This is a genomic window from Methylobacterium guangdongense, assembly GCF_038442355.1.
GTDB lineage: Bacteria > Pseudomonadota > Alphaproteobacteria > Rhizobiales > Beijerinckiaceae > Methylobacterium > Methylobacterium guangdongense.
Genome location: NZ_JBBXMX010000034.1, coordinates 1 through 25340, shown reverse-complemented (window position 1 = coordinate 25340; position 25340 = coordinate 1). Strand labels below are relative to the sequence as shown.

Here is a 25340-nt window from a genome sequence, read left to right as displayed (position 1 = left end):
CTGAGAGACCATCTGTCTGGGCCAGCCTCGAGGCACACTGTGCTCTTCGGCCTTGACCCCGTCCCAGCCAGACGGTGCTGAGCTGCCATCGGGGCTAAGCCCCGCTCTGATCAGCCCTGCTGCTCGGCCACAAATCCAGAAAACCGCTTTTACGACTTTACAGGTTGATCCTGTCAGCTGCAGCCGGTAGCCCATGCCATAGTTAGGCAGAGAATGGTGGCGCCGGCTCATCCCCAAACGACGACGCTGCGGTGTCAGGCCCAACGGGTACGGCCGCCGGTGACCCAGTTGGGACCCCTCCTCTGCGGCCTGCCCGCGATCGTATGCCTGCTTGTTGCACCGCCTTGAGGGCGGCGCTTTCTTCGTCGAGGCCATTCCAGAAATACGATTTTGCGGGTCTGTGGCTTTGCAGAAATGTGACCTGCTGGTCACAGCACTGGCAAAGAGCGTTAACGAAGCGTTGGCAGCGTCGTGCTTGTGTGAAATCGTGAACCTACAGATGCGGGTTTGCGGAAAAGCGTAAATCCGACGACACGCAAATCCAGAAAGGCGACCGCATGATCATCGGGGTCCTCAACCAGAAGGGCGGGGTCGGTAAAACGACCATCGCCACCAACCTTGCTGCCGTGGTCGCCAAAGCCGGCAACCGGGTGCTGCTGGTTGACGCCGATCCGCAGGGCAGCTCGATGGCCTGGTCATCGGCCCGTGAAGCCGATCCGCTGTTCCCGGTCATCAGCATGGCCAAGCCGACCTTGCATAAGGACCTGCCCGAGCTGGCAGCCGACTACGATGTAGTGATCATCGACGGCGCGCCGCGGGTGAACGATCTTGGCCGCGCCGCGATCCTGGCCAGCGACGTGGTGCTGATCCCGGTCCAGCCGTCACCCTACGACGTGTGGGCATCCGCAGATACGGTCCAGCTGATCCGCGAGGCGCAGCAGTTTAAAGAAAACATCAAAGCCGTTTTTGTGATTAACCGCAAAATCGTAAATACGGCCATTGGTCGGGATGTAGCTAACGCACTGGAGCAGTTCAACTTTCCGGTCCTGCCCAACGCGCTCTGCCAGCGGGTGATTTACGCGGAGAGCGCGGCCCAGGGGAAGGCGGTGATCGAAACGGATCCCAAGAGCGAGGCCGCGATCGAGATGGCCCAGCTGGCCGCCGAGCTCGTTCAGACCAAAACCAAGACCAAGAAGGAAAGGAAGGCCGCATGAGCAAGGCTGGCAAATCGGTATCGATCAAGGTGCCCACTTCGAAGCTGGCCTCAGGCGCTGATGCCTGGATCGCCAACCGCGACGCCGAGCCGGCGACGGACCGGGAGAGCGGCAACGTGACCAGCCTCAAGTCCGTCGAGGCTGCCCCCGTTGAGACCACCAAGGAAAAGATGTCCCGCTTCACCATTGACGTGCCGGAAAGCCTGCACCGCCGCGTGAAGATGCAGTGCGCCGCCCGCGGCCAGAAGATGGCCGACATGATGCGCGACCTGCTCGAACGCGAGTTCCCGGCGTCGTAAATGCGCTGATGCAGAAATCCGCTTTTACGACATTCCGGAATTCCTGACGTGAGCGAGCCCGCCCGCCTCGACCTGATGCCCCTCGACCAGTTCGGGGCGTTGGGGCTGCACGAGAAAAACGCCTACCTGCAGGAGCTGGCGGATACCTTCTGCGCCCGGACCGGGCGTGAGACGCTGGAGCTTAGCAAGGATGCCCTGAGCCGCCTGCGGCGCTTCTACAGCCGGCGCAGCCTGGCCGACCTCAAGGTCGCACCGGAGCCGACGAACGCGCTGGAGCAGGCCCTTAAGGACCTCGGCGATGCTGTCAAACTCAATGAGCGGCGGCCGGACATCGTTGGCGCGCTAACCTCTGAGCTGCCGGCACCCGTGCTGCGTGAGGCGCCCGAGGACGACAGCCAGCTCTCGTTCTTCGTGCCCAGCATCTACGACGCGCCGCTCAAAGACGACGTCAACCTGATGGACGTGGCGCCGTTCTCCCTTGGCAAGGCCAAGCGGGGAGGGGAGATCCGCTACGAGTTGAAGGACTGCATCATCACCATCGACGGCAGCGCCTCGGCCGGCCTCGCCACGGTGTTCGACTACGACATTTTCCTGCATATGGTCACCAGCCTGGCCGAGGAGGCGCGTCGCTACCGCCTCAACCTAGACAAAGGGCTGCGCACCGATGCGCCGGCCCGTGTCTACCGGCCGAGCTCGTCGCATATCCTGAAGTTCTGCCGGCGCAGCTCCGGCGGCAAGCAGTACAAGGACCTAGAGTCCGCTCTTGATCGCCTGCAGGGCACCCGCATCAAGATCCTCAACCTGACTGGCGGCAGCCGCCGGGAGGTGGTTGCGATGCCGCTGATCCAGACGTTCAAGGTGATCAGCAAGACCACCACCGGCAACATCGACCAGGTCGAAATCGGCATTCCGGACTGGGTCTATAACGGCGTCGTGCGGGAGAAGGGCAATCCGCAGATCCTGACCCTCAATCCGGAGTATTTCCTGATCACGCAGGGCATTGGCCGGTTCATCTACCGGCTGGCTCGCCGTGCCGCCGGCAAGACAGGCATTGCCCGCTACGGCCTCAAGGAGCTGCACAAGCGCAGCGGCTCGCTGCAAGGGCTGCCGCAGTTCGCCTTCCAGGTGCGCCAGTTCGTCAGCAGCACCCGGGTGTTCCCGTTCCCGGATTACGAGCTGGAGATCGTCGAGGGCAAACGCGAAGAGATCCTCGTCATGCGCGAGCGCAAGCTCGACGCGGCTGATGTTCCTTTAGGCAGCGGTGCGGGTGCTCCCGAGCTTCCCCTCGCCTGAAGCCGTTTTTGTCAGCCGTTTTTGTCAAAACCGTACTTCGCCAATGGCCCCGCTGCGGCATGAAAAGCCCCGCACAGCCTGTGGAAAACTTTTGTCAGAACCGTACTTCGTCAATCCAAAACCGTACATCACCAATGACATCCCGTACATCACCAATGACAAGCCGTACATCACCAATCTGGGTGCCGTACATTGCCAATCCCATTAACCGCTAAGCCGCTGTAAATGAACGGGGATTTTTGTCGGTAGCGCGAGCGCAAAAACTCTAAAACTTATTAAAACCTAGAAAACCATCTAAAACGCTGCGCCGGTGGATAATCATACGCTTGCGCTCTTAACCTTTCTGAAGCAGCAATCTTGGTCGAATCATTTTTGGCAGAATCTCTAACAAGCGCTTTTGCGAAAGAAACCCTGCCCCTTTTCGCTTCGCGAAAACCCGGTCCCCCACCCATTACGGAAGCCGCCTTCGGCGGCTCGATTCCAGATGGTGGTCGCCTAACGGCGACCAAAGATAGGCTCTCCGAGTGTGTGAGTGGCAGAATCGACCTGTGTGGCTCCAGGAACCGTTCTGGGCGGCAGAACCGACAGCGTGACGGCTGAGGCTCTGAAAACCGCTCACAGCCCTCCTGAGAGGCTTTGTCACCGCGCAAAGCGCGGTGGAATGATGATGTGGTCGCAGGGCGACCACGAATCCCAGGGGAGAAGGGGGTGCCGAACGTCCGGCTAGACCATGCCCGCGGCGTCGCCGATCTGAATCTGGGGCGAGCTTTCCCGCGCCTGTGATGGTCAGCGCCCGGGACTCTGGTCACTTTGATCACCAGAGAATCGTATTTCCGCAAAAGCGGTTTTGCGCTTTTCAGATGCTGCCTTCACCCTGAGCTGCCAGCTTTTCGAGGGTGCGGGGATCTTCCTGCCCGTCGAAATACCGCGCCAGCGCCGTCCGGAATGCCGGCTCGCCCGGATCCGCCCGCCCGAACAGGGTCATGCTAGAGCGGAACTTCACATCATCGGGCGACCCGAAGATCGCGTGCATCGAGCGGCTGGTGACCGCGTTCACCGCGGCCGTGCAGGTCCGCAGGCGCTCGCCCAGGACCGGATGCTGCAGGTAGGCGCGCGCTTCATCGAGAGACCTGATCGCGTAGCGCTGCACCATGGCGCTGAACCCGAGGCCAGCGATCTGCGGGAAGATGAACCACATCCAATGGCTGCGCTTGTAGCCCGCCGTCAGCTCCTGCAGCGCCTGGTCATAGCTGCCGCGCTGCGCCTCGACGAACCGGGCAAGGTCGAAGGAATCGTCCATGCCGGCATAACTGGGGAGGGGCCACGCGGGTCCCCCCCATGAGCGAAGGCCGCCCCGTTACCAGAGCGGCCCCCAACCCTTCACGATCATCGCAATCCCTGGCTGTAACATGCAGGCCCGGACCCCGCAGGTTGATTAGCTGATCCACAATGTAGAGGACTGAAAGCCGTAATTCCGGAAATACGATTTTGCGGCGGAGACCGTTAGGGGTTGTGGTTCCGCACTTTTGCGAGGGGCCAGCCGCCCGGGCCGGCCTCAAGGCACGCTGCGCTCTCCGGCCTTGACCCCGCCCCGGACGCCCGGCGGTGGGCTGCCGTTGGCTTCGACGCCATAGAGGGCGTCTGCGCCGCCTCTTACAAAGGGAGTGGTCGAGGTAAGGAAGTATCAGACCGGATCGGACTAAGCGGCTAGAACAGCTTCAGGCATGGCTAGCCGCTCTGGCAGAATGACCACACCATCGCGGAACGCGTACAGCGTCTTGATCCGTTGGCCGTCCCAAACGAAACGGAAATGCTCCTCCTGAACTACTCGTTCGAGAGCTTGGCCATTCAGGATGGAGATGCACTGAGCTGATGGCCGATGTGGGCAGCGGAAGATCACCCCATCCACGTCGCGCTCAAGGATGCCACGGCCAAGGGCCCAACGCTCTTCTTTGCTGAGGTGGGGATCCCAGCCCGTGGCATCCAAGAACTTGCCTTTCACAACGCGGCTTAGAACTCGCATATCGAGGTCGACCGGGTCCTCCCCAGTGCGTGACAGAAACAGCTCCCGCTTACGTACCGAAACGGCGAGAGCGGTTTGCAGCGTATCTGCCAGTTCTAGCGTCCGGACCCATAACGGTGGCGCGGACGGCTTGGGTGTGATTCACGGCTCCTGCGGGAGGGGCCGATGGACCATTTCTGGCTGACGGACGAGCAGTTCGCGAGGATCGCACCGCTTCTGCCAAACGACACACGGGGCAAGGAGCGCGTGGACGACCGGCGCGTGATCAGTGGCATCGTCCACGTGCTGAAATCTGGAGGGCGCTGGACCGACGCGCCACGCGATCTCTACGGGCCGAAGAAGACCCTCTACAACCGCTTCGTGCGCTGGGCGGCCAAGGGGGTCTGGATCGGGCTGTTCGAGACCCTCGCTCAAGCCGGTGGGCCGCCCTCCCAGGTGCTGATCGACTCCACCGCCGTGAAGGCCCACCGCTGCGCCGCAGGGGGCAAGGGGGGGAGCAAAGCCAAGCCATCGGTCGCTCGCGAGGCGGGCGCACGACCAAGATCCACGCCCTCACCGACCGCTTCTGCCGTCCGCTCGCGTTCCTGCTGACCGGCGGGCAGGCCGCCGACTGCAAGGCGGGCGCGCTGCTGCTCGAACGCTTGCCCGCCTGCCGCATCGTGCTAGCGGACAAGGGCTACGACAGCGACGCCATTCGGCGGCAGATCGAAGCGTCCGGAGCCGCGCCCAATATTCCGCCCAAGATCAACCGCCGCTGGAAACCGTGCTTCTCCCCGGTGCTCTATCGAGGGCGCAACGCCATTGAGCGCATGTTCGGCCGCCTCAAGGACTTCCGCCGCATCGCCACCCGCTACGACCGTCTGGCGACCAACTACCTCGCCGCCGTTTGCCTCGCCGCCACCGTCAGCTACTGGTTATGAGTCCGGACGGTAAGTTGGCAATTGTGCTTGCGGTTAGGCCGATAAGGAACGCGCCGATACGGGTGGATGGATCAGTTAGATTTTGGAACATGGAGGTTGCCTCTAGGTTCGGGATCATGATTGCCAAGGTGAAGACAGTGAAAAAGAGGATAAACCTCCCTAGCCTGCCACTTAGCACCGTGAACACCGACCGTGTGACGACCCCTCCGCTCAAGGTCTTTTTCTAAGATCGTACCTTGCCATGGCTGTTTCAAGGCACCCGAACTCCATGCGATTTCTAATGCCAAGAAAACGACCGTTTAATGTACACCGGTTGAGGCTCTCGCAACGATCTGGCTATGTGTTTGTAAGGCGTAAGGATGCCATCTCCGGATGTAGGAGCAGAGGGTTCGATCTTATCGGGCTTGATGTGGTCAACATACGCTTCATCAGCACGTTCAAATGCGGGCTGCCTAATGTCCAGATTGCTCAGGCGTCCCGTTCTATGGCCAGGCGATGTACCGCCCTGACCTCGCCTTCCGCGCCGGCCTCATCCTTGTCATGGGGCTCGCCGTCTTCCTGCTCGGCTACCCGGCCGTGTTCCTGGCCATTCACGGCCTCGACACGCGCGCCTGGCCCGCCTTGCCCGGGACTCCGGTTGCCTGGTTCACGCCTGAAGGTAGCAGTCCAGGCGCGTGGCTCGCTCTCCTCGTCCGGATGGGCCGGACCTACCTCAACATGGTGCTGGGCCGCTCACAGGCGCTCCCCGGTGGCGGGCGTGAGGCCTTCAGCATCGTCTGGGGAGCTGCCATCGCGCTCGGCATGCTGATCCTGATGGGCGGCCGCCTCGTACCGCTGCGGCATCGCTTGCGCCGCTACGGTGATGCCGACTTCGCTTCACCACGGGCGCTCGCCCGCATGCGCAAGGGGATCGAGCTCGGCCTCGACCCAAAGACAAACCAGGCGGTGCGCGTCCAGGTCGAGGGCAACCTGCTCACTATCGCGCCGCCGCGCTCCGGCAAGACCAGCGGTTTGATCCTGCCCAACCTCGCCTTTCTGGAACCCGGCGCTTGGGCCGGCCCTGCCGTGGTGATCGACCCCAAGGGCGACGTGGTGCGTGCCGTGCGGCGTCGGCGTGAGAGCATGGGCCAGAGGGTGTGCGTACTCGATCCGCTCAACCTCGCCGGCGGCACGGATCGCTGGGATCCGCTGCTGGGCCTCGACCCTGAGGACGTGCTGGAGCTGCAGAGCATGGCCCGCGCCCTCCTGCCCGAGGCCGGCCAGACCAGCGAGGCCGGCGCCTTCTTCCGCGACCGCGCCGGTGTCCTTATCGTGGCAGCTCTGCAGTGCGTGATCCGAGCCGGACAGGGCGTACCCGAGGCCGCCGCCCTGGTGCGCGATCCCAAGGCGCTGTGCGCCGCGCTGGATGGGTACGATGACGCCGTCGCACAAGACGCGCGCGGCATCCTCGACTCCGACGACGAGAAGAGCCGCGCCAGCATCCTCACGACCGCCGCTCAAGGCTTCAGCTGGATGCTGGACACGCGCATGCAGCAGGTGGTGACCGGCCACAGCTTCAGCCTCGACGCGCTCTGCACAGGCGACACCGACCTGTTCATCGTGCTGCCGGCCGACGACCGCCGTAAGGAGCTCAGCGCCTACGTGCGCTGGCTGCTCGCCGCCCTGTTTAGCACCGTGCGGCGCACGCCCGTGGCGGAGCGCCTGCTCGTCATCATCGACGAGGCCTACGTAATCGGGCGCTTCGACGCGATCCTGCGCGGCGCCGGCGAGCTGCCGGGCTACGGCGTGTCGTTGTGGACCTTCTGGCAGTCGGAGGCGCAGATCACCGACACCTACGGCGAGGCGGGCGCCGCCATCCTGCGCGACACCGCTGAGGCCCTGATGCTGTTCAACCTCTCGGTGTCAAACGGCATCGGAACGGGACCCCGGATCGGCTTCCAATCGGGACCCCATCGTGAGCGTGGCGTGACGCCCCTGGTCAGACCGGCGGAGCGGGTCGGGGTGGCGCAGCCGGGCTGAGCAGGGATCCAGCAGGCGTGCCGAATGTGCGGGCCTCAGGCGCGGTTTTTGAAGCGCCAGCTCTCGTTGCCGGTCTCGACGATCTCGCAATGGTGGGTGAGGCGGTCGAGCAGCGCCGTGGTCATCTTGGCGTCGCCGGCGAACACGCTCGGCCATTCCCCGAAGGCGAGGTTCGTGGTGACCACGATCGAGGTCGTCTCGTAGAGGCGGCTGATCAGGTGGAACAGCAACTGCCCACCCGACTGCGCGAACGGCAGGTATCCGAGTTCGTCCAGCACCACGAGGTCGAGCCGAGCGAGATGGTCCGCGATGCGGCCCTGCCGGCCGGCACGCGCCTCGGCTTCGAGCCGATTGACAAGGTCGACCACGTTGTAGAACCGGGCCCGTGCCCCGTCCCGGATGCAGGCCCGGGCGATTGCGATGGCGAGGTGGGTCTTACCCGTGCCGGTGCCGCCGACCAGCACGACGTTGCGTTGGTGAGCGAGGAACTCGCCGCCGGCGAGGTCGCGCACCAGGATCTCGTTGCTCGGCGTGCCACTGAAGTCGAACTCGGCGATGTCCTTGGCCAGGGGCAGTTTAGCGATCGTCATCTGGTAGCGGATCGAGCGTGCCTGCTTCTCGCTGATCTCGGCCTGGAGCAGGTCGCCGACGATCTGCTGCGGCTCATGCGTGCGCTTCACGGCGACCTTGATGATCTCGTCGTAGGCAGCCTTCATCCCGAACAACTTCAACTCGCCCATGGTGGCGAGGATCTGCTGACGTTCCATCATAGGGCTCTCCTCAGGCTGTCGTAGCGGGCGCAGTCGGCGACGGGCTCGTGGCGCAGCCGCAGACCCTCGGGCGTCAGGAGGGTGATGGGTGCGATCGGCTCGCGCTGGCGAGCCAGGATGTTGAGGATGACGTCGGCCGAGTGCACGCCCTCGCGCAGCGCCTCGGCGCAGGCAGCCTCCACCGCGGGCAGGCCATCGCCGAGCACGGCGGTCAGGATCTCGACCATCTGCCGGTCACCGTCAGGACAGCCGGCGAGCTTGCGCCGGACCCGGTCGAGGGCGGCAGGCAGGACCCAGTCCTTGAACGGTGCGCCGTTGCGCAGCGCGCCGGGCTTGCGGGCCAGCACGGGGACGTAGTGCCAGGGATCGAACACCGTCTGGTTGCGGCCGAAGACACGGGCGTGCTCGGCGACGATGCGGCCGTCCTGGCGGATCTCAACGCGCTCGGCATAGGCTCGCACCTCGACCGGACGGCCGATGGCTGAGGCGGTCACCGAGTAGCGATTGTTGTCGAAGCGTACGAGGCAGGTCGAGGAGACGCTGGCCGGCACGGCGTGGAAGCCGTCGAAGCGGCCGGCATAGGGCACCAGCGCCGCCCGCTCGGCCTCGAACCGCTCCCAGACGGTGCGCTCCCGCTCCTCGGGATGAGGATGGGCCTTGGCGAAGGCGATCACCCCGTCGAGGAGCAGGGCGTTCAGTTCGTCGTAGCTCTTCACCCGGATGCGCGGCGTGAACAGGCGCTCGCGCACCAGCCCGACCTGGTTCTCGACCTGGCCCTTCTCCCAGCCCGAGGCGGGCGTGCAGGCCACCGGCTCAACGAGGTAGTGCGAGCACATCTGCAGGAAGCGGCGGTTGTAGGCGCGCTCGCGCCCGACGAAGATCGTCTCCACCGCGGTCTTCATGTTGTCGTAGATCCCGCGCTGGCAGGTGCCGCGGAAGAAGGCGAACGCCCGGTCGTGGGCGTCGAAGACCATCTCCTGGCTCTCGCGCGGGTAGGCCCGCACGAACAGCATGCGCGAGTGGCAGAGCCGGACGTGGGCGACCTTGACCGTGACGGTCACGCCGCCGATCAGCACGATCTCGTGGCTCCAGTCGAACTGGTAAGCCTCACCCGGGGCGAAGACGAGCGGCACGAAGGCGGGGGCCGTCACGGCGGTGCGCGTGCGCCTCCACCCCTTGGCGTAGCGGCGCACCGCGTCGTAGCCGCCCTCGTAGCCGAGCCCGCGCAGGGCCTCGTAGACACGGATCAGGGTGAGCCGCTCGCGGGGAGCCTTGCCGGCGTTGGCCAGAAGCATCCCGTCGAGTGCCTCCCGCCATGGCCCGAGTTTGGGCGCGGGCTGACTGGTGCGGGTGTAGCGGAAGGCGGTCGCCTCGGAGCGGATCACCTTCCGCACGACCTTACGGGAGACCTTCAGCTCCCGGCAAATCTGCTTGATCGGCTTCTGCTGCACGAAAAAGGCACGGCGGATCTTGGCGATCGTCTCCACGACAAACATCCCCCGCGCTCCTCCCGTTCGAACACGAGAGGCAGTCTGGATGAGTTGTCCTGGGGTCCCGTTTGGACGCCGATCACCCCAAAAACGGGGTCCTTATTCCACGCCGAAACACATCTCGGGCGCGCAAGGCGCGGAGCGCGAGCGCTGGTCGAGTGCACTGGGCACCTTCACGGGTGTGCAGGAGACGGTGTCACGCGACCCCACCACCGGCCGGGAGACGAAGAGCGTTGCGCCCGGACCCGAGGCGCTGGTGCCAGCCTCCGAACTCGCCCGCCTGACCCAGCGCCACACCCTGGTGTTCCTCAACAGCGCCGCCTACACCACCGACCCGCTCAAGCTGCGCAAGACACTCGCCCACCGCGATACGCGCTTTGCCGGGCTGCTCGACCCGGTCGCGCCGGTGCGAGCCACCGCCTGAGGGCCGCACCCGCGCTCATCAGGCCGCGTCAACACCGGCCTGGGGCGCTGCCCCCTTATCGGGAGAGATCGAGCCCGGTGCGCCAGACCGTGCCGTGGCCGTAACGCTGGCCCGAATACCAGACCCGGATCTGTGCCACCTGCGCGTCGAGCCGCTCGACCGGGACCCAAGTTCGGGCTGGAAACGTGTAGCTCTCGACGCGGCCGTCCGGACCGATCAGGTTGCTGGTCAACGCCTGCGTCGAGATCGCCAGCTGGGGAGTGGCAGACCACGCTGTGTACAGCCACACGCCCGTGATCCCGGCTAGGCCGAGTACGGCCGGGTGCAGGAGCTGACGCAGCGCGGCCGCACCGAGGCGGCGACCCAGCGCCCGCAACCGGCCTCCCGGTCGCCAGCGGCGCCGCGGCCGGGTGAGATCGGCCTGAAGCGAGCGGCGCAGGCTGATCCGGTCCGGGCCCACCAGCGCCGGATCGTCGAGGTGGGCCAGGCGCTCGTGCGGCGGCAACCGCAGGAGCTCGGCCAGCCGCGCCCGGCTGGCCTGCTGCACGCGCTGCGTGGCCGCCCGCTCGGCCTCCTGCGCCGCATGCAGGCGCGCCTCGACCGTGGAGGGTGGTGTGCGGGAGGGAGGGCGTGCCACGGGCCTTCAGCCCTCCAGCCAGCGTGCCGCCGGACCTGCGGCCTGCATGGCCTTGGCCCGGAAGCGGGTGAGATCCTCGACGATGCGGCCGGCCTCGGCGAAGCCGAACCGGTCGGTGAGGCTGTCCTCGGCGGCGGTGAGGTCCTCGCCGATGAAGCGTAGGCCCCCCTTCTGCAGGAGGTCGTTGGCGCGCTCGTCGAGGCTGAGCTTCTCCAGCCGGGTCAGGGTGACGTCTTTGGTGAAGGCTTTGAGCGCCTTCGGGTCGACCGGTCCCTCGATCTGGTTCTCCACGGCAAAGCGCGCCGCCGTGAACGGCTTGGCGAGGTCGAGCAGGACGGGGGCGTTGGCGAGCGCGCCAGGTTCACTGGTGAGTACGACGAGGAGGCCGAATTCCACGCCGCGGCGGGCGTAGCGCGCCTGCGCCTCGCCGATCAGCGGCAAGAGCGAGCCGGCGGTGTTGGCGCCGACGTCGACGATGACAGGCCCTTGTGCGGTAGCGATGGCGTTGAGCGGCCCGTCGAACTCCGCGCGTGCGGCGGCACCGCCCGTCCGGTTGATCTCGCCGCGCTCGGCTCGGACGGGGAAGAAGCTGACCCGGTCCTCTAACTCGACCAGGCGGCGGTTGGCCTCGATCTCGATGAGGTGGGCGGACGGCAGGCACTCGGCGAGCGCGCGCACCAGCACGGTCTTGCCGGAGCCGCCCTTGTCCTGGGCGACGAGGAGGATGCGGGGCATGGGAGAACCTTCTTCAGGACTTCTTCAGGAGCTGACGTAGATCGTGTAGGCCTGCGCGCCGGATCTCCTCTTCCGTGGCGTGCGCGCCGGACCCGGCCGGGGCGGGAGGAGCAGGTGCGACTGGGTCTGGAAGCGATAGCTCGGGTGGCGGGACTATCTCGGACGAGGCGGTCAGATCGGGCCGGGTTCGACGCCGGGCCTCGCGCTCGGCCGTGCGGCGCTCTTGAGCCTCGACCTGGGTGACGATGGCGGTCAGGCGTGTGGCGGTCAGGGGCTGCCCCTCGCCTTGCGTCACGCCTTGTGCGCTCAGGGCTTCGGCGATGGCGGCCCAGGTCACCCCGGCCGCGCGCAGCTGTCGGATGACGGGCAGGCCGGCGCGCACGGCGCGGGTGACGCCGGTGGTCTCCCGGCCGATGCTGCTGTCTGGCCGCTGGGCCTGGGCACGCTTCGCATCGCGGGCGAGGCGCTTGGGATCGAGGGGCATGCCCCCTGCGCTAGGGCCGGGCGGGTTAACGGCGCCTTGGCTGCCAGGCTTTGCCAGGGGTGCTAGGCTCTGCCGTTGGCTTTGCCGTTAAGAAACCATAGCCGGGGTAGGGTCACACCACACGCACTGAAGCTGCTGATCGCTAACCATAGACAGTCTGGAGGGCGGAAACAGCCTGGCTCGGCCCTTGTGGCGTCGCGTGCTCGGCTGTCACGGTTCCGCTACCGTCGCCACGACCTCCGGCCTCCTATGCCCGCCGCCCAGAGCCTCACGCTGACCCTCACACCCGAACTCGTCGCGCGCCTTGCCGCCGCCACCGAGCGCACCGGCTTGCCGGCGGAGGACCTCGCGCTGCGGGCGCTCGCCGACCATCTCGACGACATCACCGCCTACGGCCGGCTCGGCGCGGAGATGGCCTTCATCAAGGATCGGCTGGCCGAGCTCGCCGGGATCGTCGGCGACGCGCTGGCCGAGCCGACACCGGCGGCGATGGGCGAGATCTGCCGCTACCGGACGAAGGCCTCGTCCCCATGACCGCCACGCTGCACGCGCTCGGCTGCGGAGCGTCGGCGGGTGCGTACTACACCAACGACCCCTACCGCGAGACGCAAAACCGGGACGAGTACTACGCCCAGGACGGCGGCGGCCGCTGGTGGACGCAAGGCGCGGCGATCGTGCGCCACGGCGCCCCGATCGTGCTGGAGAGTTTTCGCGATCTCTGCGCCGGCGTGGACCCGGCGACCGGCCAGCCGCTGGTGCGCGGGTCCGGGGCAGGGCACCGGGCCGGCTGGGACCTGACCCTGACCGCACCCAAGACGGTCTCACTGCTCTGGGCCGCAAGCGATCCCGAGGCACGGGCGCAGCTGGAGGCCATCCACGCCGCGGCTGTCGAGGAGGCGCTCGGCTTCCTGTGCGCTGAGGAGCTGGTGCAGGTGCGGCTCGGGGCCGGCGGTCACCGGCGCGAGGCGCCGGCCGGCGTGATGGTCGGGCGCTTCGATCACTACACCTCGCGGGCCGGTGACCCGAACTGCCACACGCACTGCGTGGTGATCAACGCCGCCGTGTCCAAGGATAAAAAGCCTAGAACTTTGGAGCCGGAGCGGCTCTATCAATGGCAGCTCGTGGTCGGCAGCGCCTACCGGGCCGCGCTGGCCGAGCGCCTGGTGGGCGAGCTCGGCCTGTCCTTGCGTCCAGCCGGCCAGGGGCAGTTCGAGATCGCCGGCATTCCGGATGCGGTGATCGAGGCCTTCTCGAAGCGCTCGGCCGCGATCGAGGCGCGGGTCGGTGGCGATCGGGCTGCCGCCTCGGGAGCCCAGAAGGAGGTGGCGGCGCTCGCCACCCGCGGCGCCAAGGCCGATCTGCCGACCGGGCCGGCGCTGGAGGCGCGCTGGCGCGCCGAGTTCACCGCGCTCGCGCACGACCCTTGGGCCGCGGTACGCGGTGCGGCGCGGGAGCCGGCCCGGGAGCATGGAGTCGAGCGTGCGCCGGAGCACGCCTTCGATCCGCCCGAGATCGCCGGCGCGACGCCGGTTGCCCGCGCAGCCTCCGCCCTGTTCCGGCACGAGAATGTGCTCACGCGCCGAAGCCTGATCGAGCGGGCGCTCGACGAGGCGGCGCTGCAGGGACTCGGGCTCGCGGCGGTGCGGGACGAGTTGGCGGAGCTGGAGCGGTCCGGCCAGCTCGTGCGCCTGGTGCAGGCTGAGCGGGAGGCCTGCTGGACGACACCGGGGATCGCCGCCACCGAGGCGGCGCTGCTGCGCGCCGCCGACCGGCCCGCGGCCGAGCGCGTGGTTCCGGCGCCGGTCGTGGACGCGGTGCTGGCCACCGCCTCCGTCGCCGAGGAACAGAAGGCGGCCCTGCGCCACGTGAGCGGTGCGGCAGCCGTCAGCGTGCTGGAGGCGGGGGCCGGCACGGGCAAGACCACGACGGCGAAGGCGCTGGTCGAGATCGCAAGGCGCTCCGGAATTCAGGTGATCGGCCTTGCGCCGAGCTGGGTCGCGGCCGACGAGCTCGGCGCTTCGACCGGGATCCCGGCCCAGGCGATCGCCAAGTGGCGCCACGACCGGGCCTGCGAGGCGGGCGCGAGCCTCGGCCCCGACACCCTGGTACTCGTCGACGAGGCTGGGATGGTCGGCACCAAGGATCTCGCCGCAATCCTGTCGGCGGCGGAGGCGGGCGGGGCCCGCGTGGTCTTGATGGGCGACCGGCGCCAGCTCGCCTCGGTGGCGGGGGCGAGCGCGCTGCGCGCGGTAAATGACGTGCTCGGCCGCCACGCTACCCTATCCGAGGTACGGCGCCAGGCTGTGCCTTGGCAACGAGCAGCGTCGGTGCTGATGGCGCGCGGCGAGGTCGAGGCGGGGTTGCGAGCCTACGCCCGCCACGGCTGCATCGAGCTCGTCGCCGGTGCTGCGGCCGTGCAGGCGCGGGCGCTGGCCCTCTGGTCCGAGGCGCGGGCGCGGCACGGCGCTGACGCAGTGCTGATGGTGACGCGGCGCAACCGCGACGCGGCCGAGCTGAACCGTGGCGCCCGTGCCCTGCTGCGGGCCGAGGGCGCGCTGACCGGACCCGATGTCGAGGTCGTGGCGCGCGACCGCGAGAACCGGCCGCGGGCACTGGGCTTGGCGGTCGGGGACCGCGTCCGCTTCGGCGAGAGCCTGAGTCAGCATGGCATCCGCAACGGCACGCGGGCGACGGTCGAGGCGATCGGGGCGGACGCGGGCGGGGAGCTGCGCCTGCGGGTCCGGCTGGAAGACGGCCGACGAGTGGAGGACGCCTATGCCGCGTTCGTGCCGGTGCGGGCGCTCCGAGCGAGGCAGGCGCAATCGTGGCCGCGGATCAGCCTTGGCTATGCTGGGACCGCCTACGCGGTGCAGGGCCGAACCTGCGAAGCGACAATCTACTGCGGGGTCACGGCCGGCGATGCGCGCGAGCTGTATGTCGGACTGACGCGCCACCGGCAGGAGGCGCACCTAGTGGTCGAGCGCGAGCGCCTGGAGGCGGCAGTGCGGGTGCGGCAGACGGATCCGCGCCTCACGCCGAGCACCGCCGAGCTGCACGAGCGGCTGTTCGTCGAAGCGCGCCGCTACACCGAGAAGGTGAACGTAGCCGACCATGTCGAGGACCGGGCCGCGTTCGTGCGTAGCGGTGCGATCCCGCCGCCCCGTGCCGAGATGAGTCTCGACCTGCAGAGCGGCTTTGCGGCGGCGCGGGCCCTGCGCCGGGTGTTGCAGGAGATGGGTGCCGCGCCACGGCACGCACTCCGACATCTGGCGCAGAGTGTTCGCCACGTGGAGCGGCAGGTCGCATCCCGTGTTCTCCGGCTGGTCGAAGACATCCGAGGGCCTCTGCCGAACGCCGCCATGCGTGAGCGACCGGGCCGGTCCCGTTCAGGACCGGATTACGGACGTTGAGGGTCTGTGCTGAGGACGGCAAGGAGCCGGCTTCGAGCCTTCTGCGCGCTGTACGATGTCATGTCTCTCGCACTATGGCGAGCTCCGCCTCGCTGGCGGAGCCCACAGCAAATTAGAACGGGTCTGTTATGAACGGCCGCGACCAGACATTGCACGGCTGGCTCACGGAGCAGTGGTGCTTGGTCAGGGCCGGAAGGGCACCCGGTGTGTCCAGCAATTCATTCTGCGCCATGAGCCCGCAGACCAGCAGGATGGTCACGACGAAGAACAGCGGGAAGCGGATGAGCCGGGTGAAGACGCGATAGGGCGCGAAGCTCTGGGCGGCCGCGTCGGCGGCATCGCAGAGAGGGAGCAGGAACCGGAACTGGTTCGGCAACAGGGCATACAGGGCCAGAGCGGTGATGATCGCCAGGATGATGCCGCGCACCTGGAGCTGCTCGCCGATGCCGAGCGCGGTGATGTTCTGACGAAGCAGGTCGAGCCGGCGCGTCAGAGAGGTGTCCTCGGGATTGAAGCCCTCGACACTGGCGGCGATGAGCTCGGAGGCGGGCACCAGCTTGACCCCGATAGGATCGGCGCGGGTGATCGGCGGGACGAGCTGGAAGAGCAGGAAGAAGGCGAGGCCGAGGGTGGCCAGAACAGCCAGGATCTTGCTGACGATGAGATTGGGCATGCGTGTGTTCCCCGTGTTGGTGGAACACAAGGAGCACATGTTCGCGCAGCTACGTCAAAGACTAGCTTGCGACAGAGTTAATTTAACTCTGATAGGATGACATGGGAATGATCAGGTGGCAAGGGCATGGTCGGGATGTGGTTAACAAAAGGTTAAGTACACAATTTCTATTACATGATCCGACTACTGGTTCACTGTGTCTGCGGTCGAGCTGCTCTCGGCAGTGGCCACTTCCAGGGTCAGTGGGGCACTAACAGAACAGCACGCCGACTGAACCCGTTGCCGAGCTGGTGTGCCGCCATTCGCATAAGGGCATGCTACGGAACGTCAGCGCAGAGCAGTAGAAAGTAGCCTTTTCAGAGCTGCGTCAGCAATGCCAACAACCATCGACGCGTCCCGCAAGCAGTTGTACGTCAGCTGTCTGGGACCATTAGCCGCTTGGCCGCTTGAAGCGGATCCTTCGTAAGCGCCCTCAAGCAGCTCAAAGTAAGGGGCGAAAGGTCTACCTTTCGCCCCATAACCCACAAACCGACATGGAATGGCTCGCGTATGCTTTTTTAAGGACTGGAACCAGCTTGCTCGAAGGCGTCGAGCACCTGCGATATCAGGTAGGGTTTTGGGACAAACTGGCCGTGATCCGGCACATCGCCTTGGCGCGGACGGCAGCGTCCCGAGGTGATGACCAAACGGATCTGAGGCCACCGTTCCGCGACGCGCGCCGCGAGCACGAAACCGTCCATCGAGCCTGGCATGTCGATGTCGGTGAACAACACTCCGACATCGTCCCGGTCCTCCAGGACCCGCCATGCCGCATCGGCGTTGCCAGCTTCGATCACCGTGAACCCGGCGTCATCCAGCATGTCAGCTGCCGTCATGCGCACGAAGCTCTCGTCCTCGACGACCAGGACGACGGCGGGGAGCTGGGCACGCAAACCGGACATGGAAACACCAACGTTGGCAGCAGGTCTGAGGGTTCCGTGACGGAAGCGGACCGCTCTGCCAGTCGGTTCTCGCAGCCTCGAAAAGGCCGAGTGATTGATGATAGGAGATAAGCCGTTAAGGCTATATTTCCAGACGATGCGACACCCCCGTAGCCATTTAGGCAGTTGGCTTCGATGCGCGGCGGGATCAATCGACAGCCTGAAATTATCCCCCTGCGCCCCGACATGAGCCGCTCGCTGCCAACCGCTCTCTCCCCGCTCGAACTGTTCGAGGCCACGCCGAACCCGTATCTGCTGCTTGCGCCCGACAGCCCGATCTACACGATCATGGGGGTGAACGAGGCTTACCTCCGCGCTACCATGACGGAGCGGCAGTCGATCATGGGACGTTCGATCTTCGAGGCCTTCCCGGACGACCCGGATACGCCCAATGCCTTCAGCACCAGGGATCTCCGGGCCTCCTTCGATCGCGCGGTGCAGACTGGACAGCCCGATCGGATGTCGGTGCACCACTACAACATCCGCCGCCCCGACGGAGTGTTCGAGGAGCGGCACTGGCGGCCGCTGCAGGTGCCCGTGCTCGGGCCCGGCGGGGAAGTCGTCAGCCTGATCCACTACGTCGAGGACGTAACCCAGATCGTCCTAGATGCCAGGACCGCCCAAACGGCGCTGACGGCCAGCGAGGCCCGCTACAGGGCGATCGTGGACAGCTCGATTGATTACGCGATGATCGCCACGGACCTGGCCGGCGTCGTCACCACCTGGAACCCTGGCGCGGAGCAAGTCCTAGGCTGGACGGCCGAGGAGATGGTCGGCGACACCGTCGACCGCTTCTTCACCCCGGAGGATCGCACGAACGGTATCTCGGCGGCGGAGATGCACAGTGCGCTGACCGAAGGGCGCGGTACGGACGAACGCTGGCACCTGCGCAAAGGTGGAGAGCGGTTCTGGGCCAGCGGCGAGATGATGCCGCTCCGGAACGAGATCGGCGAGGCGATCGGCTTTCTCAAAATCCTGCGCGACCGTACCCCACAGCGCGAGACCGAGCTGGCCCTGGAGCAGCAGAGCAAATTGCTCCAGACGGTCACGAACTACGTCAGTGAAGCGGTCTTCCGTCTCGACCCTGGCGGCACGATCCTGTTCGCCAACCCGGCCGCCGAAAAGTTGTTCGGCTGGGCTGCCGACGAGCTGCGGGGCCAGAATTTCCACGACACATTGCACCATCACCACGCGGATGGCAGCTCCTTTCCGGCCGAGGATTGCGCCCTCGTGCAGGCCCTGCGCGATGGCAAGTCGCTGCTGAACGAGGAGACGCTGTTCTTCGCCCGGTCCGGTCTGCTGGTGCCCGTCATGTGCACCAGCATCCCCTTTCACGAGGCGGGAAGCGTGTCAGGGGCAGTCATCACCGTCACTGATATCACCGAGCGCAAGCGCGCCCAGGAACAGCAGCAGGTCGTGAACCGCGAGCTGAGCCACCGCATGAAGAACGTGCTAGCCATCGTGCAGGCCATCACCACACAGACGATGCGCAACGCTACAGACCTTGCCTCGGCGCGCGATACCCTGGACGCGCGGCTGATCGCGCTGAGTCGGGCCCACGACATCCTGCTCGATGTCGAGACGGATGGGGCGGAGATGCATGCCTTAGCCACGGCGGCGCTCGGCCTGCACGACGATCAGCAACCCGGCCGGTTCATCATCGACGGCCCGGCAGTTGCGGTCGGGGAGACCGCCACGGTGTCGCTCACACTGATGCTGCACGAACTGGCGACGAACGCTGCCAAGTACGGGGCGCTCTCGACCCCCAAAGGATCCGTGAGTCTGACCTGGGACGTTCTGCGGGACAGCACGGTGCCCGGCTTCCGCCTACGGTGGGTCGAGCGAGGCGGCCCCCGCGTCGTTCCTCCCACCCGGACCGGGTTCGGCTCGCGCCTGATCCAGCGGGGTCTCTCGGGTGCCAGCGACGGCAAGGTCGAGCTGCGCTACGAGCCGGACGGCGTGATCTGTACCATCACAGCGTCAATGGCCGAGATCGAGGGCCAGTAAGTAAGGTGCGAAAGGTGTACCTTTCGCCCCTGTCTCGCAACGCCAGCCAGCACAACGCGATACGTGCTGCGAAAGGTCTGAGGCGTTACTGCCTCGTCCGAGGCGCGATGCCGATCAAGGTATAAAAGACTTTGGTCTCGCCAGAGACGGTCTCAAACACTTCTACCTGTTCGAGCGTCACGCGGCACCATTGACCGAAATACTCTCGAAGCTGTGGCCTGACCGCGCGCGTGATTTTTCCTTCCAGGATCGCCTTGTCCATATCCATGAACTCGAACCGGTTGCGTAGTAGGCTCGCACCTATCAGCGCGCCGTCATAGATGTGCTCGCCGATCGACCGTTCCTGATAGCGGCTGATGCTTTCCCGCAGACGTGGAATATCCGAGTTGTCCGCATCCCAGGCGTATTTTGTGCCTGCGCTGTCCGTCCACGACAACGAAAAGCCCGCGCTGTCTCGATGCAACTCCGTCAACACCTTACGTAGATGGTTGACCGACCGTTGGCCCAGCTCGGCAGAAAGCCTGCCTATTTCGTTTTCGCGCTTGGTTGCGGTCAAGAGGTTGAACAGCGTTTGCAAGGCTGCAACCGATGTACTCTCTCCGAACTCATCGAATGACGACGTGACGAACAGTTCCATTCCGAACGACGACGGGAAGACGTGCGCCAATCGGAGATCCGTTGCTCGCAGGATTTCTTGCGAAATTGGCCCCCGCAACCGGGGACCAGTCGTGATCGCCTGTCCGATGCTCTGGTAGAGACCCTGCAACCGCCATAGGAAGATACCTAGCCGGCCGAGGCTCGCGGTATGGTCGTTGAATGAGGCCCCAAGGAGCGCCACGTCAACCTTCTCACGTACCCGGTGCTTCACCAGCTCGACGCGTTCCGATTGCAGCCGCTGCTGCAACTGACTGAGACTGTTGAGGCCCAATTTTGCGGCGAAACTGTCTGGGTTGTCGGCCAGCATCCGCTGGCTGTCCCGCATCGCTTCATCGAGATCGGCCAAACGACGGTTTAGACCGCGAAGCTGTGCCTCGGCCTCCGCGCCATCTATGTTGTTCCAGAGCTTCATGAAGCTACCGCCGGAGCGGGCGTGGCCACAACTGTAGGGGTCGGCGGAGGCGGGGTCTCACGCAGCACGACGATGCCCTTGGGCACGTCGCTACGATCGAAACCGAACTCGCCCATCCAATATTTGCGCTGACTACGGGTAGCAGAGAACTTGGGATGCGTTTCGGGATAGCTAATGCAGTAGTACGCATCGCACATGTATCCCGCCTTCGTCGCCGGCCCGGACAGCAGCTGTAAAATTTTCTGCTGTTCGATCGGGGGGAGGGCGTCGAGCATGTCTCCGTCCATGAAACAGACGAGGTCGATATCGCCTGGATCGTTCTTGTTGGTTACAAAGCTGCCGTCAATAAATTGCACATATTCCTTTACAACATCTTTCAATTCCGAGCTGTGCTTTTTGTAGCCTTCGATAATCGCCTTGCGGGTTGAAGAATGTGGAAATTGAGTAACAAAATCTTCCTCGATCTGATCTATAGCCATCTCGTGGAGGCCGGCATCAAGATACCCCTTGCCGTTAAACGCCATTCGTTTCCTGCCCTGGATTGTTGAGGCGAGAATAGACTCCGTTAAATAGGTCGCCAACCGCTTTTCGCGCCCGCAATGTGACGCGCCGCCGCCGTTGATGCTCCGGCCGGTCGTGCAGCATATGGCAGTGCTGACATAGCGCCGCGAGGTTGGCATCCGTGTTGTCGGCCGTGTCGTGGTTGCGATGCGCGGTCGCCAGTACCACCCGCGTTACCTTCACCAGACCGGCGGCCATGTCCTCGGGGGTGGGAAGGGTCCGGCGTATCAGGCGGCCTCGGCCGTCCCGCCAACGCTCCGCTTGGCTGTCCCACCATCGGCCGTCGCCGAGGTGCCGCACATCCTGTAGGTGCGGTCTCCCGCATCCCTCACAGCGGCCTTTCGCCCGCACGAAGCGGATGACGGCCGAGAGCTGCTTCCAGTCGATCGGGTAGAAGTAGCGATGCTCGCGACGGATCGGCATCAGCGAGCCGCGTCCTGCATCGGCCCAGCCTTCACCCGTTTGGCAATCCGGGCGAGGGTCGAGCGGCTACAGCCGGTGGCGGCCTGGATTTGGGTCCAAGGCGAGCCGGCTTCCAGCATGGCCGCAATGCCCTCGTTCCGCTTCGTATCCTCCTGGCGCCCCCTGTAGAGGCCGGCGGCCTTGGCGCGGGCTTGGCCCTGCGCCTGGCGGCGGCGGCGATCGTCGTAGTCCTTGCGGGCGACGGCCGCGAGAACGTCGAGTAGCATACCGTTGATCGCCTGAAAGACCTGCCCCGTGAACTCGTCGGCCGGCGTCGCCAGACTCCATGATGTCGGCAGGTCGAGCGCCACGATCCGCACCCGCTTGGCGTCGATCTCCGTCCGCAGCTTCGTCCAGTCGTCCGAGATGAGGCGGGACAGGCGATCGACCTGTTCGATCAGCAGCACGTCGCCCGGCCGGCAATCCTTCAAGAGACGGAATAGCTCTGGCCGGGCCAGCGTTGCCCCGCTCTCGTTCTCGATATAGGCCGCGGCGATCGTCAGGCCGCGCTCATGCGCGAAGGCGTCGAGCTGCGCCCGCGCCCTGGTCGCGTCCTGTTCTGAGGTGGAAGCGCGCAGATAGGCGCGGACGAACATGAAACCTGCCAATCGGTTCGATTAGGATAGGTATCATGGTAGCGGTTCGATTTGAATGGTCAAGCTAATTATATGAAACCGCTTGCGATCTGGTTCGATTTAGGCATACCCAAACCGAACCATGTTGACTGGTTGCTTCGAGCGGCGATCGGCCCTCGATCCCAAATCCGGAAGCGGATGCTCCGTCCCGACCCCCCAGTAAACTGACTCATGTGTTTGTGAAGCATGATCGGTTCCGTCACAGTGATCCGATCGTTGGCAGGCTAATCCGGGCGCCAGCGGCCGGTAGATGCGCGCGCTCCCGCCCTGAACAGCGGAGAGCCATGTGCCGCGTTATTTCTTCGACATCCACGCCGGATCCAAGTTCTCACGCGATCCCGTTGGAATGGAGTGTGATGGTATGGGTGGCATCCGTCACCAGGCCATGCTTGCGCTTCCCTCCATCGCACGCGATGAAATACCCAGAGCTGGTGATCGTCAGGCGTTCACGGTCCTCGTCCGCGACTTGGACGACATCACCGTCTACACGGCGACCCTGACCTTCGCAGATTTGTGGATCGGTGACGATCCGATCCCAGAGCCGGAGGAAGACCATTTCAGTTAGCGTGCTCGTGCCTCACTCGCGTCGTTTCACGAGGTGCAAATAATCCGGATCAAAGTCGCAAAACGCCTTCAGCCGCTCCACATCGGGGATGTCGAGTTGCCGCTTTTGCAGCACGATCAAACCAGCCTCTCGCATGGCCTGCAACGTTCGGTTCACGTGCACGCTCGTGAGCCCCAGCGTCTCAGCCAAGTCCTCCTGCGTAAGCGGAAACGGGTAGCCGTTCGCGTCAGCTACGCCCGCTACCTGTAGGCGCACCAGAAGCTCGCAGAATAGGTGCGCGATTTGTTGGTCCGCTTCGCGCTGACCCATGTTCACCAGCCACTCGCGCAGGATCGCCTCATCCACCAGCGTCGTCCACCAGAGGGCATGGGCGATGCGCGGATGCCGTTCGGTCAGGTCGAGGATTGTATCGCGAGGTAGGTCCGCGACCGTGCAGGGCGACAGGGTGGCGATGCTGTGATCCATCGCGCCGAGGACCGCGACGTGCAGGTCGCAGAAGTCGCCGGGCACCAACAGGGCCACGATCTGCCTTTTGCCGTTGCGCAGCACCTTGTAGCGGCAGGCGAAGCCGGAGAGCACGAGGTGCACGTCTTGGGGCCGGTCGCCGCGTTCGATAAGGTTCCTATGAGCGCCAACCAGCCGAGTGCGAGCAAGCTTTGCCAGCCGCTGGTGGTCTACCCCTGTCAGGTCTGCCCCGTGCGAAAGCTTGCTGATAAGCGGGCTGAACACGGTGGCTCCCCTAAGATTATCAGCGATGAGCGGGCCGGATCCCACCACCTAACACACCGTATAACCGGTATGGTCTGCCAGCCGCCTGTTTGATCGCAGATTATGATCCCTCGGCCTGTTTCGGAACGGCCCTAACCAGGATCGAAAGCGGCGATCCGTGGTGGTTCTCTCAAGGCGCACCCAAATCAGACCACCCGCTGCTGGCTTGAACGTCCGGTTTCGCCCGTGGCGCTGTAGGCCGCTCGCCACCCCGAGCCGAAGTTGCCAAATGCCTGACAAAGGTCCGCTTCGGAGGAACGCCGACAGCGCTTCCGGCGGCTGGGTTGGGTCGGAAGCGGGAGGGCCGCTTGGGGTGGATTGCCGTCAGTCCGCTTCGGGGCGGCGATCCATGGAAGCGGACATCGTCGTCGGGCCCGCTAAGGGTCGAAAGCAGCGTATCAGCTTCACCGCCCCCGTCTGCTCGAAATCACTGGGGCTTTCGACCTCGATGACGCATAGTCTGCCACCATGGAAGCCGATCTTCTCGACCGCCTTCTCGTCACGCTCGCGGTGCGGCTGCGCTCGTTCTCCGTCTGCACGATACAGCGCGGGTGGCGCCTGGGGTTCAGTCCATTCGAGGCGATCACCGTCCATTACGTGCTGCGTGGAACCGGGAGCCTCCGGGTCGGGCACGGACCGTGGCGGTCCTTCGCGCCGCACACTATCATCGTCGTGCCGGCACGACATTCGCACAGCCTTGGCGCTGCCGAGGATTGCATCGGTGAGGTCCGCGCCGAGGATCACTGCGTCCTTCACGGTGACGGGTTGATCTCCTTCACGGCGGGTGACGGGAGCCCCGACGCGCTTTTCGTATGCGGCCAGATCGCCGACACCCACACCGGTGCGATGGGTCTGTTCGAGTTGTTCCAAGCCCCCATGGTGGAGACCTTTCCCTCGGATCCGGTGCTACGTTACGCCTTCGAGCTCATGCTCGCCGAGGTCGTGAGCCCCAATCTCGCGACACAGGCGATGACGGAGGTGCTGATGAAGCAGTGTCTCATCCTCCTCCTGCGCCGGCAACTGGTGGCGAGCGACTTCACATCCCCGATCCTGGCGGCATTGCAGAACCCGAAGCTCGCCCGCGCCGTCCTGGCGATCCTCGAACAGCCGGGTGCGCGTTACTCCGTCGACAGCTTGGCGGCCCTCGCGGGCATGGGCCGGACCAGCTTCGCGGAAGGGTTCGCCGCAGCCTTCGGGCAAGGCCCGATGGAGTTCGTCCAGAGGGTTCGCCTCCGCATCGCCTCCCGTCTCCTCAGCGGCACCGACTTGCCGGTGAAGGTCATCGCCGCAACCGTGGGCTACGCGAGCCGGAGCGCGTTCAGCAAGGCGTTCGAGGTGGAGTTCGGGGCCGCGCCGAGCCAATTTCGTCTGGTGGGCGGAATGGACGAAGGCGAGCCGGAGCGCATCGAGAGCGAGCCTCCCACAGAACCGACCTGATCCCGTCAAGACGTCGAGTGGCCCCGTCCCGGTGCTTCATCGTTCGGATCAGGTCCGCGAGCGTTCGACGAGATCGAGCCCCTGGAACCGTCGAAGTCGCATTGTCTTGGCAACGTTCAGTGGGCGTCGACAAACGGTGACCGGTCCTCGGTCGTGCCATTGGTCCCGCCCCGAGGAATTATCATGGTCGACGCGAGTGCCTTCTACCTTCGCTACAGCCCAGACATCGAAACCGTCGCCGACGATGAGGCTGAGACGGCGCAGGGCCTGATAGAGACGATGCGCTCGGTCAGCGAAAAGACCCTGGCGGACGGCGGCCACGCGATCCGCAGCGTCCACGCCAAGAGCCACGGCTTCCTTGAGGGCGAGCTTGAAGTGGCCTCGGGGCTTCCGCCCATGCTGGCACAGGGCTTGTTTTCAAAACCAGCGACCTATCCCGTGATCATGCGCCTCTCGACCCTGCCT

The 25340-nt window shown here is 65.3% G+C and carries 25 protein-coding genes and 1 pseudogene; 12 read left to right on the top strand and 14 right to left on the bottom strand.

Annotated features, from left to right (window positions below):
* The first annotated feature begins 557 nt into the window (after window positions 1-557).
* Genes parA through AAHG09_RS30015 form a run of 3 tightly spaced genes read left to right on the top strand, consistent with a single transcriptional unit; the run spans window position 558 to window position 2806 of the window.
* The gene (parA, locus tag AAHG09_RS30025) at window positions 558-1214 is read left to right on the top strand and encodes a ParA family partition ATPase (RefSeq protein ID WP_342111703.1); all 657 of its coding nucleotides are present in this window, start codon (window positions 558-560) and stop codon (window positions 1212-1214) included.
* Window positions 1211-1513 carry a plasmid partition protein ParG gene (locus AAHG09_RS30020; RefSeq protein WP_342111701.1) on the top strand — a complete coding sequence of 101 codons (303 nt, stop codon included), beginning with the start codon at window positions 1211-1213 and terminating at the stop codon, window positions 1511-1513. Before parA ends, AAHG09_RS30020 begins: the two co-directional genes overlap by 4 nt.
* Window positions 1514-1561: 48 nt before the next feature.
* Window positions 1562-2806 (top strand): replication initiator protein A, encoded by a 1245-nt coding sequence (locus tag AAHG09_RS30015; RefSeq protein ID WP_342111699.1) that lies wholly within the window; start codon window positions 1562-1564, stop codon window positions 2804-2806.
* Window positions 2807-3662: 856 nt separating this feature from the next.
* Here the strand turns inward: AAHG09_RS30015 and AAHG09_RS30010 are convergent.
* Together AAHG09_RS30010 and AAHG09_RS30005 are read right to left on the bottom strand one after the other, a co-directional pair.
* A complete protein-coding gene (locus tag AAHG09_RS30010; RefSeq protein WP_342111697.1) occupies window positions 3663-4106 on the bottom strand; it encodes a DUF1810 domain-containing protein in 444 nt (147 codons plus the stop codon).
* Window positions 4107-4505: 399 nt separating this feature from the next.
* Complete coding sequence (locus AAHG09_RS30005; protein WP_342111724.1) at window positions 4506-4910, bottom strand: RES family NAD+ phosphorylase; 405 nt, start codon at window positions 4908-4910, stop codon at window positions 4506-4508.
* Window positions 4911-4994: 84 nt separating this feature from the next.
* Between AAHG09_RS30005 and AAHG09_RS30000 the strand changes: the two genes are divergently transcribed.
* Window positions 4995-5749, top strand: a protein-coding gene (locus tag AAHG09_RS30000) for an IS5-like element ISMra5 family transposase (RefSeq protein ID WP_342111695.1) whose coding sequence is annotated in 2 segments (ribosomal slippage) — window positions 4995-5316 and window positions 5316-5749 — 756 coding nt in all. Because the reading frame shifts where the segments join, the coding sequence is not laid out codon by codon here.
* A gap of 495 nt (window positions 5750-6244) precedes the next feature.
* Window positions 6245-7768, top strand: coding sequence for a type IV secretory system conjugative DNA transfer family protein (locus AAHG09_RS29995; protein ID WP_342111693.1), 1524 nt, complete (start codon window positions 6245-6247; stop codon window positions 7766-7768).
* Between the two features lie 35 nt (window positions 7769-7803).
* Here AAHG09_RS29995 and istB read toward each other — a convergent pair whose 3' ends face one another.
* Together istB and istA are read right to left on the bottom strand one after the other, a co-directional pair.
* Window positions 7804-8535: an IS21-like element helper ATPase IstB gene (gene istB / locus AAHG09_RS29990; protein WP_342111723.1), complete on the bottom strand. Its 732-nt coding sequence runs from the start codon at window positions 8533-8535 to the stop codon at window positions 7804-7806.
* Window positions 8535-10034 carry an IS21 family transposase gene (gene istA / locus AAHG09_RS29985; protein ID WP_342111691.1) on the bottom strand — a complete coding sequence of 500 codons (1500 nt, stop codon included), beginning with the start codon at window positions 10032-10034 and terminating at the stop codon, window positions 8535-8537. The genes istB and istA overlap by 1 nt, the downstream gene beginning before the upstream one ends.
* A 187-nt stretch (window positions 10035-10221) precedes the next feature.
* Between istA and AAHG09_RS29980 the strand changes: the two genes are divergently transcribed.
* Window positions 10222-10452, top strand: coding sequence for a hypothetical protein (locus tag AAHG09_RS29980; RefSeq protein WP_342111690.1), 231 nt, complete (start codon window positions 10222-10224; stop codon window positions 10450-10452).
* Between the two features lie 55 nt (window positions 10453-10507).
* On the opposite strand, the gene AAHG09_RS29975 is transcribed toward AAHG09_RS29980, so the two are convergent.
* From AAHG09_RS29975 to AAHG09_RS29965, 3 genes are read right to left on the bottom strand one after another with little or no spacing between them, the layout of a single operon-like run.
* The gene (locus AAHG09_RS29975; RefSeq protein ID WP_342111689.1) at window positions 10508-11089 is read right to left on the bottom strand and encodes a hypothetical protein; all 582 of its coding nucleotides are present in this window, start codon (window positions 11087-11089) and stop codon (window positions 10508-10510) included.
* Between the two features lie 6 nt (window positions 11090-11095).
* The gene (locus AAHG09_RS29970; protein ID WP_342111688.1) at window positions 11096-11824 is read right to left on the bottom strand and encodes a P-loop NTPase family protein; all 729 of its coding nucleotides are present in this window, start codon (window positions 11822-11824) and stop codon (window positions 11096-11098) included.
* A gap of 13 nt (window positions 11825-11837) precedes the next feature.
* On the bottom strand, window positions 11838-12308 hold the full coding sequence (locus tag AAHG09_RS29965; RefSeq protein ID WP_342111686.1) for a hypothetical protein: 471 nt from the start codon (window positions 12306-12308) through the stop codon (window positions 11838-11840).
* A 249-nt stretch (window positions 12309-12557) separates the two neighbouring features.
* Here AAHG09_RS29965 and AAHG09_RS29960 point away from each other — a divergent pair, with 249 nt between their 5' ends.
* Complete coding sequence (locus tag AAHG09_RS29960; protein WP_342111684.1) at window positions 12558-12842, top strand: hypothetical protein; 285 nt, start codon at window positions 12558-12560, stop codon at window positions 12840-12842.
* Entirely contained in the window at window positions 12839-15718 is a 2880-nt protein-coding gene (mobF, locus tag AAHG09_RS29955; protein WP_342111681.1) for a MobF family relaxase, read from the top strand. Before AAHG09_RS29960 ends, mobF begins: the two co-directional genes overlap by 4 nt.
* A 112-nt stretch (window positions 15719-15830) precedes the next feature.
* Here mobF and AAHG09_RS29950 read toward each other — a convergent pair whose 3' ends face one another.
* Together AAHG09_RS29950 and AAHG09_RS29945 are read right to left on the bottom strand one after the other, a co-directional pair.
* The gene (locus AAHG09_RS29950) at window positions 15831-16391 is read right to left on the bottom strand and encodes a hypothetical protein (RefSeq protein ID WP_342111680.1); all 561 of its coding nucleotides are present in this window, start codon (window positions 16389-16391) and stop codon (window positions 15831-15833) included.
* Between the two features lie 557 nt (window positions 16392-16948).
* A complete protein-coding gene (locus tag AAHG09_RS29945; protein WP_342111678.1) occupies window positions 16949-17332 on the bottom strand; it encodes a response regulator in 384 nt (127 codons plus the stop codon).
* Window positions 17333-17506: 174 nt separating this feature from the next.
* Between AAHG09_RS29945 and AAHG09_RS29940 the strand changes: the two genes are divergently transcribed.
* Window positions 17507-19378: a PAS domain S-box protein gene (locus AAHG09_RS29940; RefSeq protein WP_342111676.1), complete on the top strand. Its 1872-nt coding sequence runs from the start codon at window positions 17507-17509 to the stop codon at window positions 19376-19378.
* A gap of 85 nt (window positions 19379-19463) precedes the next feature.
* Here the strand turns inward: AAHG09_RS29940 and AAHG09_RS29935 are convergent, their stop codons facing one another.
* Genes AAHG09_RS29935 through AAHG09_RS29920 form a run of 4 tightly spaced genes read right to left on the bottom strand, consistent with a single transcriptional unit; the run spans window position 19464 to window position 22066 of the window.
* Window positions 19464-20447, bottom strand: a complete 984-nt coding sequence (locus tag AAHG09_RS29935) for a hypothetical protein (RefSeq protein WP_342111674.1) — start codon at window positions 20445-20447, stop codon at window positions 19464-19466.
* Entirely contained in the window at window positions 20444-20971 is a 528-nt protein-coding gene (locus AAHG09_RS29930) for a DUF6932 family protein (RefSeq protein ID WP_342111672.1), read from the bottom strand. The genes AAHG09_RS29935 and AAHG09_RS29930 overlap by 4 nt, the downstream gene beginning before the upstream one ends.
* Complete coding sequence (locus AAHG09_RS29925) at window positions 20961-21431, bottom strand: hypothetical protein (protein WP_342111669.1); 471 nt, start codon at window positions 21429-21431, stop codon at window positions 20961-20963. Before AAHG09_RS29925 ends, AAHG09_RS29930 begins: the two co-directional genes overlap by 11 nt.
* Entirely contained in the window at window positions 21431-22066 is a 636-nt protein-coding gene (locus tag AAHG09_RS29920) for a recombinase family protein (protein ID WP_342111667.1), read from the bottom strand. The genes AAHG09_RS29925 and AAHG09_RS29920 overlap by 1 nt, the downstream gene beginning before the upstream one ends.
* 325 nt (window positions 22067-22391) lie before the next feature.
* Here AAHG09_RS29920 and AAHG09_RS29915 point away from each other — a divergent pair, with 325 nt between their 5' ends.
* A complete protein-coding gene (locus AAHG09_RS29915) occupies window positions 22392-22670 on the top strand; it encodes a DUF6894 family protein (protein ID WP_342111665.1) in 279 nt (92 codons plus the stop codon).
* Window positions 22671-22682: 12 nt separating this feature from the next.
* Here AAHG09_RS29915 and AAHG09_RS29910 read toward each other — a convergent pair whose 3' ends face one another.
* Window positions 22683-23399, bottom strand: a complete 717-nt coding sequence (locus AAHG09_RS29910; RefSeq protein WP_342111663.1) for a Crp/Fnr family transcriptional regulator — start codon at window positions 23397-23399, stop codon at window positions 22683-22685.
* A gap of 507 nt (window positions 23400-23906) precedes the next feature.
* Here AAHG09_RS29910 and AAHG09_RS29905 point away from each other — a divergent pair.
* The gene (locus AAHG09_RS29905) at window positions 23907-24875 is read left to right on the top strand and encodes an AraC family transcriptional regulator (protein ID WP_092044228.1); all 969 of its coding nucleotides are present in this window, start codon (window positions 23907-23909) and stop codon (window positions 24873-24875) included.
* A gap of 183 nt (window positions 24876-25058) precedes the next feature.
* Window positions 25059-25340 (top strand): annotated as a pseudogene (locus tag AAHG09_RS29900) (catalase); the annotation flags it as partial.

Excerpts from the sequence above, each read along its gene's own strand:
- mobF (WP_342111681.1), top strand. The coding sequence starts at position 12,839 with ATGACCGCCACGCTGCACGCGCTCGGCTGCGGAGCGTCGGCGGGTGCG.
- AAHG09_RS29950 (WP_342111680.1), bottom strand. The coding sequence starts at position 16,391 with ATGCCCAATCTCATCGTCAGCAAGATCCTGGCTGTTCTGGCCACCCTC.
- AAHG09_RS29960 (WP_342111684.1), top strand. The coding sequence starts at position 12,558 with ATGCCCGCCGCCCAGAGCCTCACGCTGACCCTCACACCCGAACTCGTC.
- AAHG09_RS29940 (WP_342111676.1), top strand. The coding sequence starts at position 17,507 with ATGCGCGGCGGGATCAATCGACAGCCTGAAATTATCCCCCTGCGCCCC.
- AAHG09_RS29925 (WP_342111669.1), bottom strand. The coding sequence starts at position 21,431 with ATGCCGATCCGTCGCGAGCATCGCTACTTCTACCCGATCGACTGGAAG.
- AAHG09_RS29935 (WP_342111674.1), bottom strand. The coding sequence starts at position 20,447 with ATGAAGCTCTGGAACAACATAGATGGCGCGGAGGCCGAGGCACAGCTT.
- istB (WP_342111723.1), bottom strand. The coding sequence starts at position 8,535 with ATGGAACGTCAGCAGATCCTCGCCACCATGGGCGAGTTGAAGTTGTTC.
- AAHG09_RS29930 (WP_342111672.1), bottom strand. The coding sequence starts at position 20,971 with ATGGCGTTTAACGGCAAGGGGTATCTTGATGCCGGCCTCCACGAGATG.
- AAHG09_RS29965 (WP_342111686.1), bottom strand. The coding sequence starts at position 12,308 with ATGCCCCTCGATCCCAAGCGCCTCGCCCGCGATGCGAAGCGTGCCCAG.
- AAHG09_RS30010 (WP_342111697.1), bottom strand. The coding sequence starts at position 4,106 with ATGGACGATTCCTTCGACCTTGCCCGGTTCGTCGAGGCGCAGCGCGGC.
- istA (WP_342111691.1), bottom strand. The coding sequence starts at position 10,034 with ATGTTTGTCGTGGAGACGATCGCCAAGATCCGCCGTGCCTTTTTCGTG.
- AAHG09_RS29920 (WP_342111667.1), bottom strand. The coding sequence starts at position 22,066 with ATGTTCGTCCGCGCCTATCTGCGCGCTTCCACCTCAGAACAGGACGCG.
- AAHG09_RS30020 (WP_342111701.1), top strand. The coding sequence starts at position 1,211 with ATGAGCAAGGCTGGCAAATCGGTATCGATCAAGGTGCCCACTTCGAAG.
- AAHG09_RS29945 (WP_342111678.1), bottom strand. The coding sequence starts at position 17,332 with ATGTCCGGTTTGCGTGCCCAGCTCCCCGCCGTCGTCCTGGTCGTCGAG.
- AAHG09_RS29970 (WP_342111688.1), bottom strand. The coding sequence starts at position 11,824 with ATGCCCCGCATCCTCCTCGTCGCCCAGGACAAGGGCGGCTCCGGCAAG.
- parA (WP_342111703.1), top strand. The coding sequence starts at position 558 with ATGATCATCGGGGTCCTCAACCAGAAGGGCGGGGTCGGTAAAACGACC.
- AAHG09_RS29995 (WP_342111693.1), top strand. The coding sequence starts at position 6,245 with ATGTACCGCCCTGACCTCGCCTTCCGCGCCGGCCTCATCCTTGTCATG.
- AAHG09_RS29905 (WP_092044228.1), top strand. The coding sequence starts at position 23,907 with ATGGAAGCCGATCTTCTCGACCGCCTTCTCGTCACGCTCGCGGTGCGG.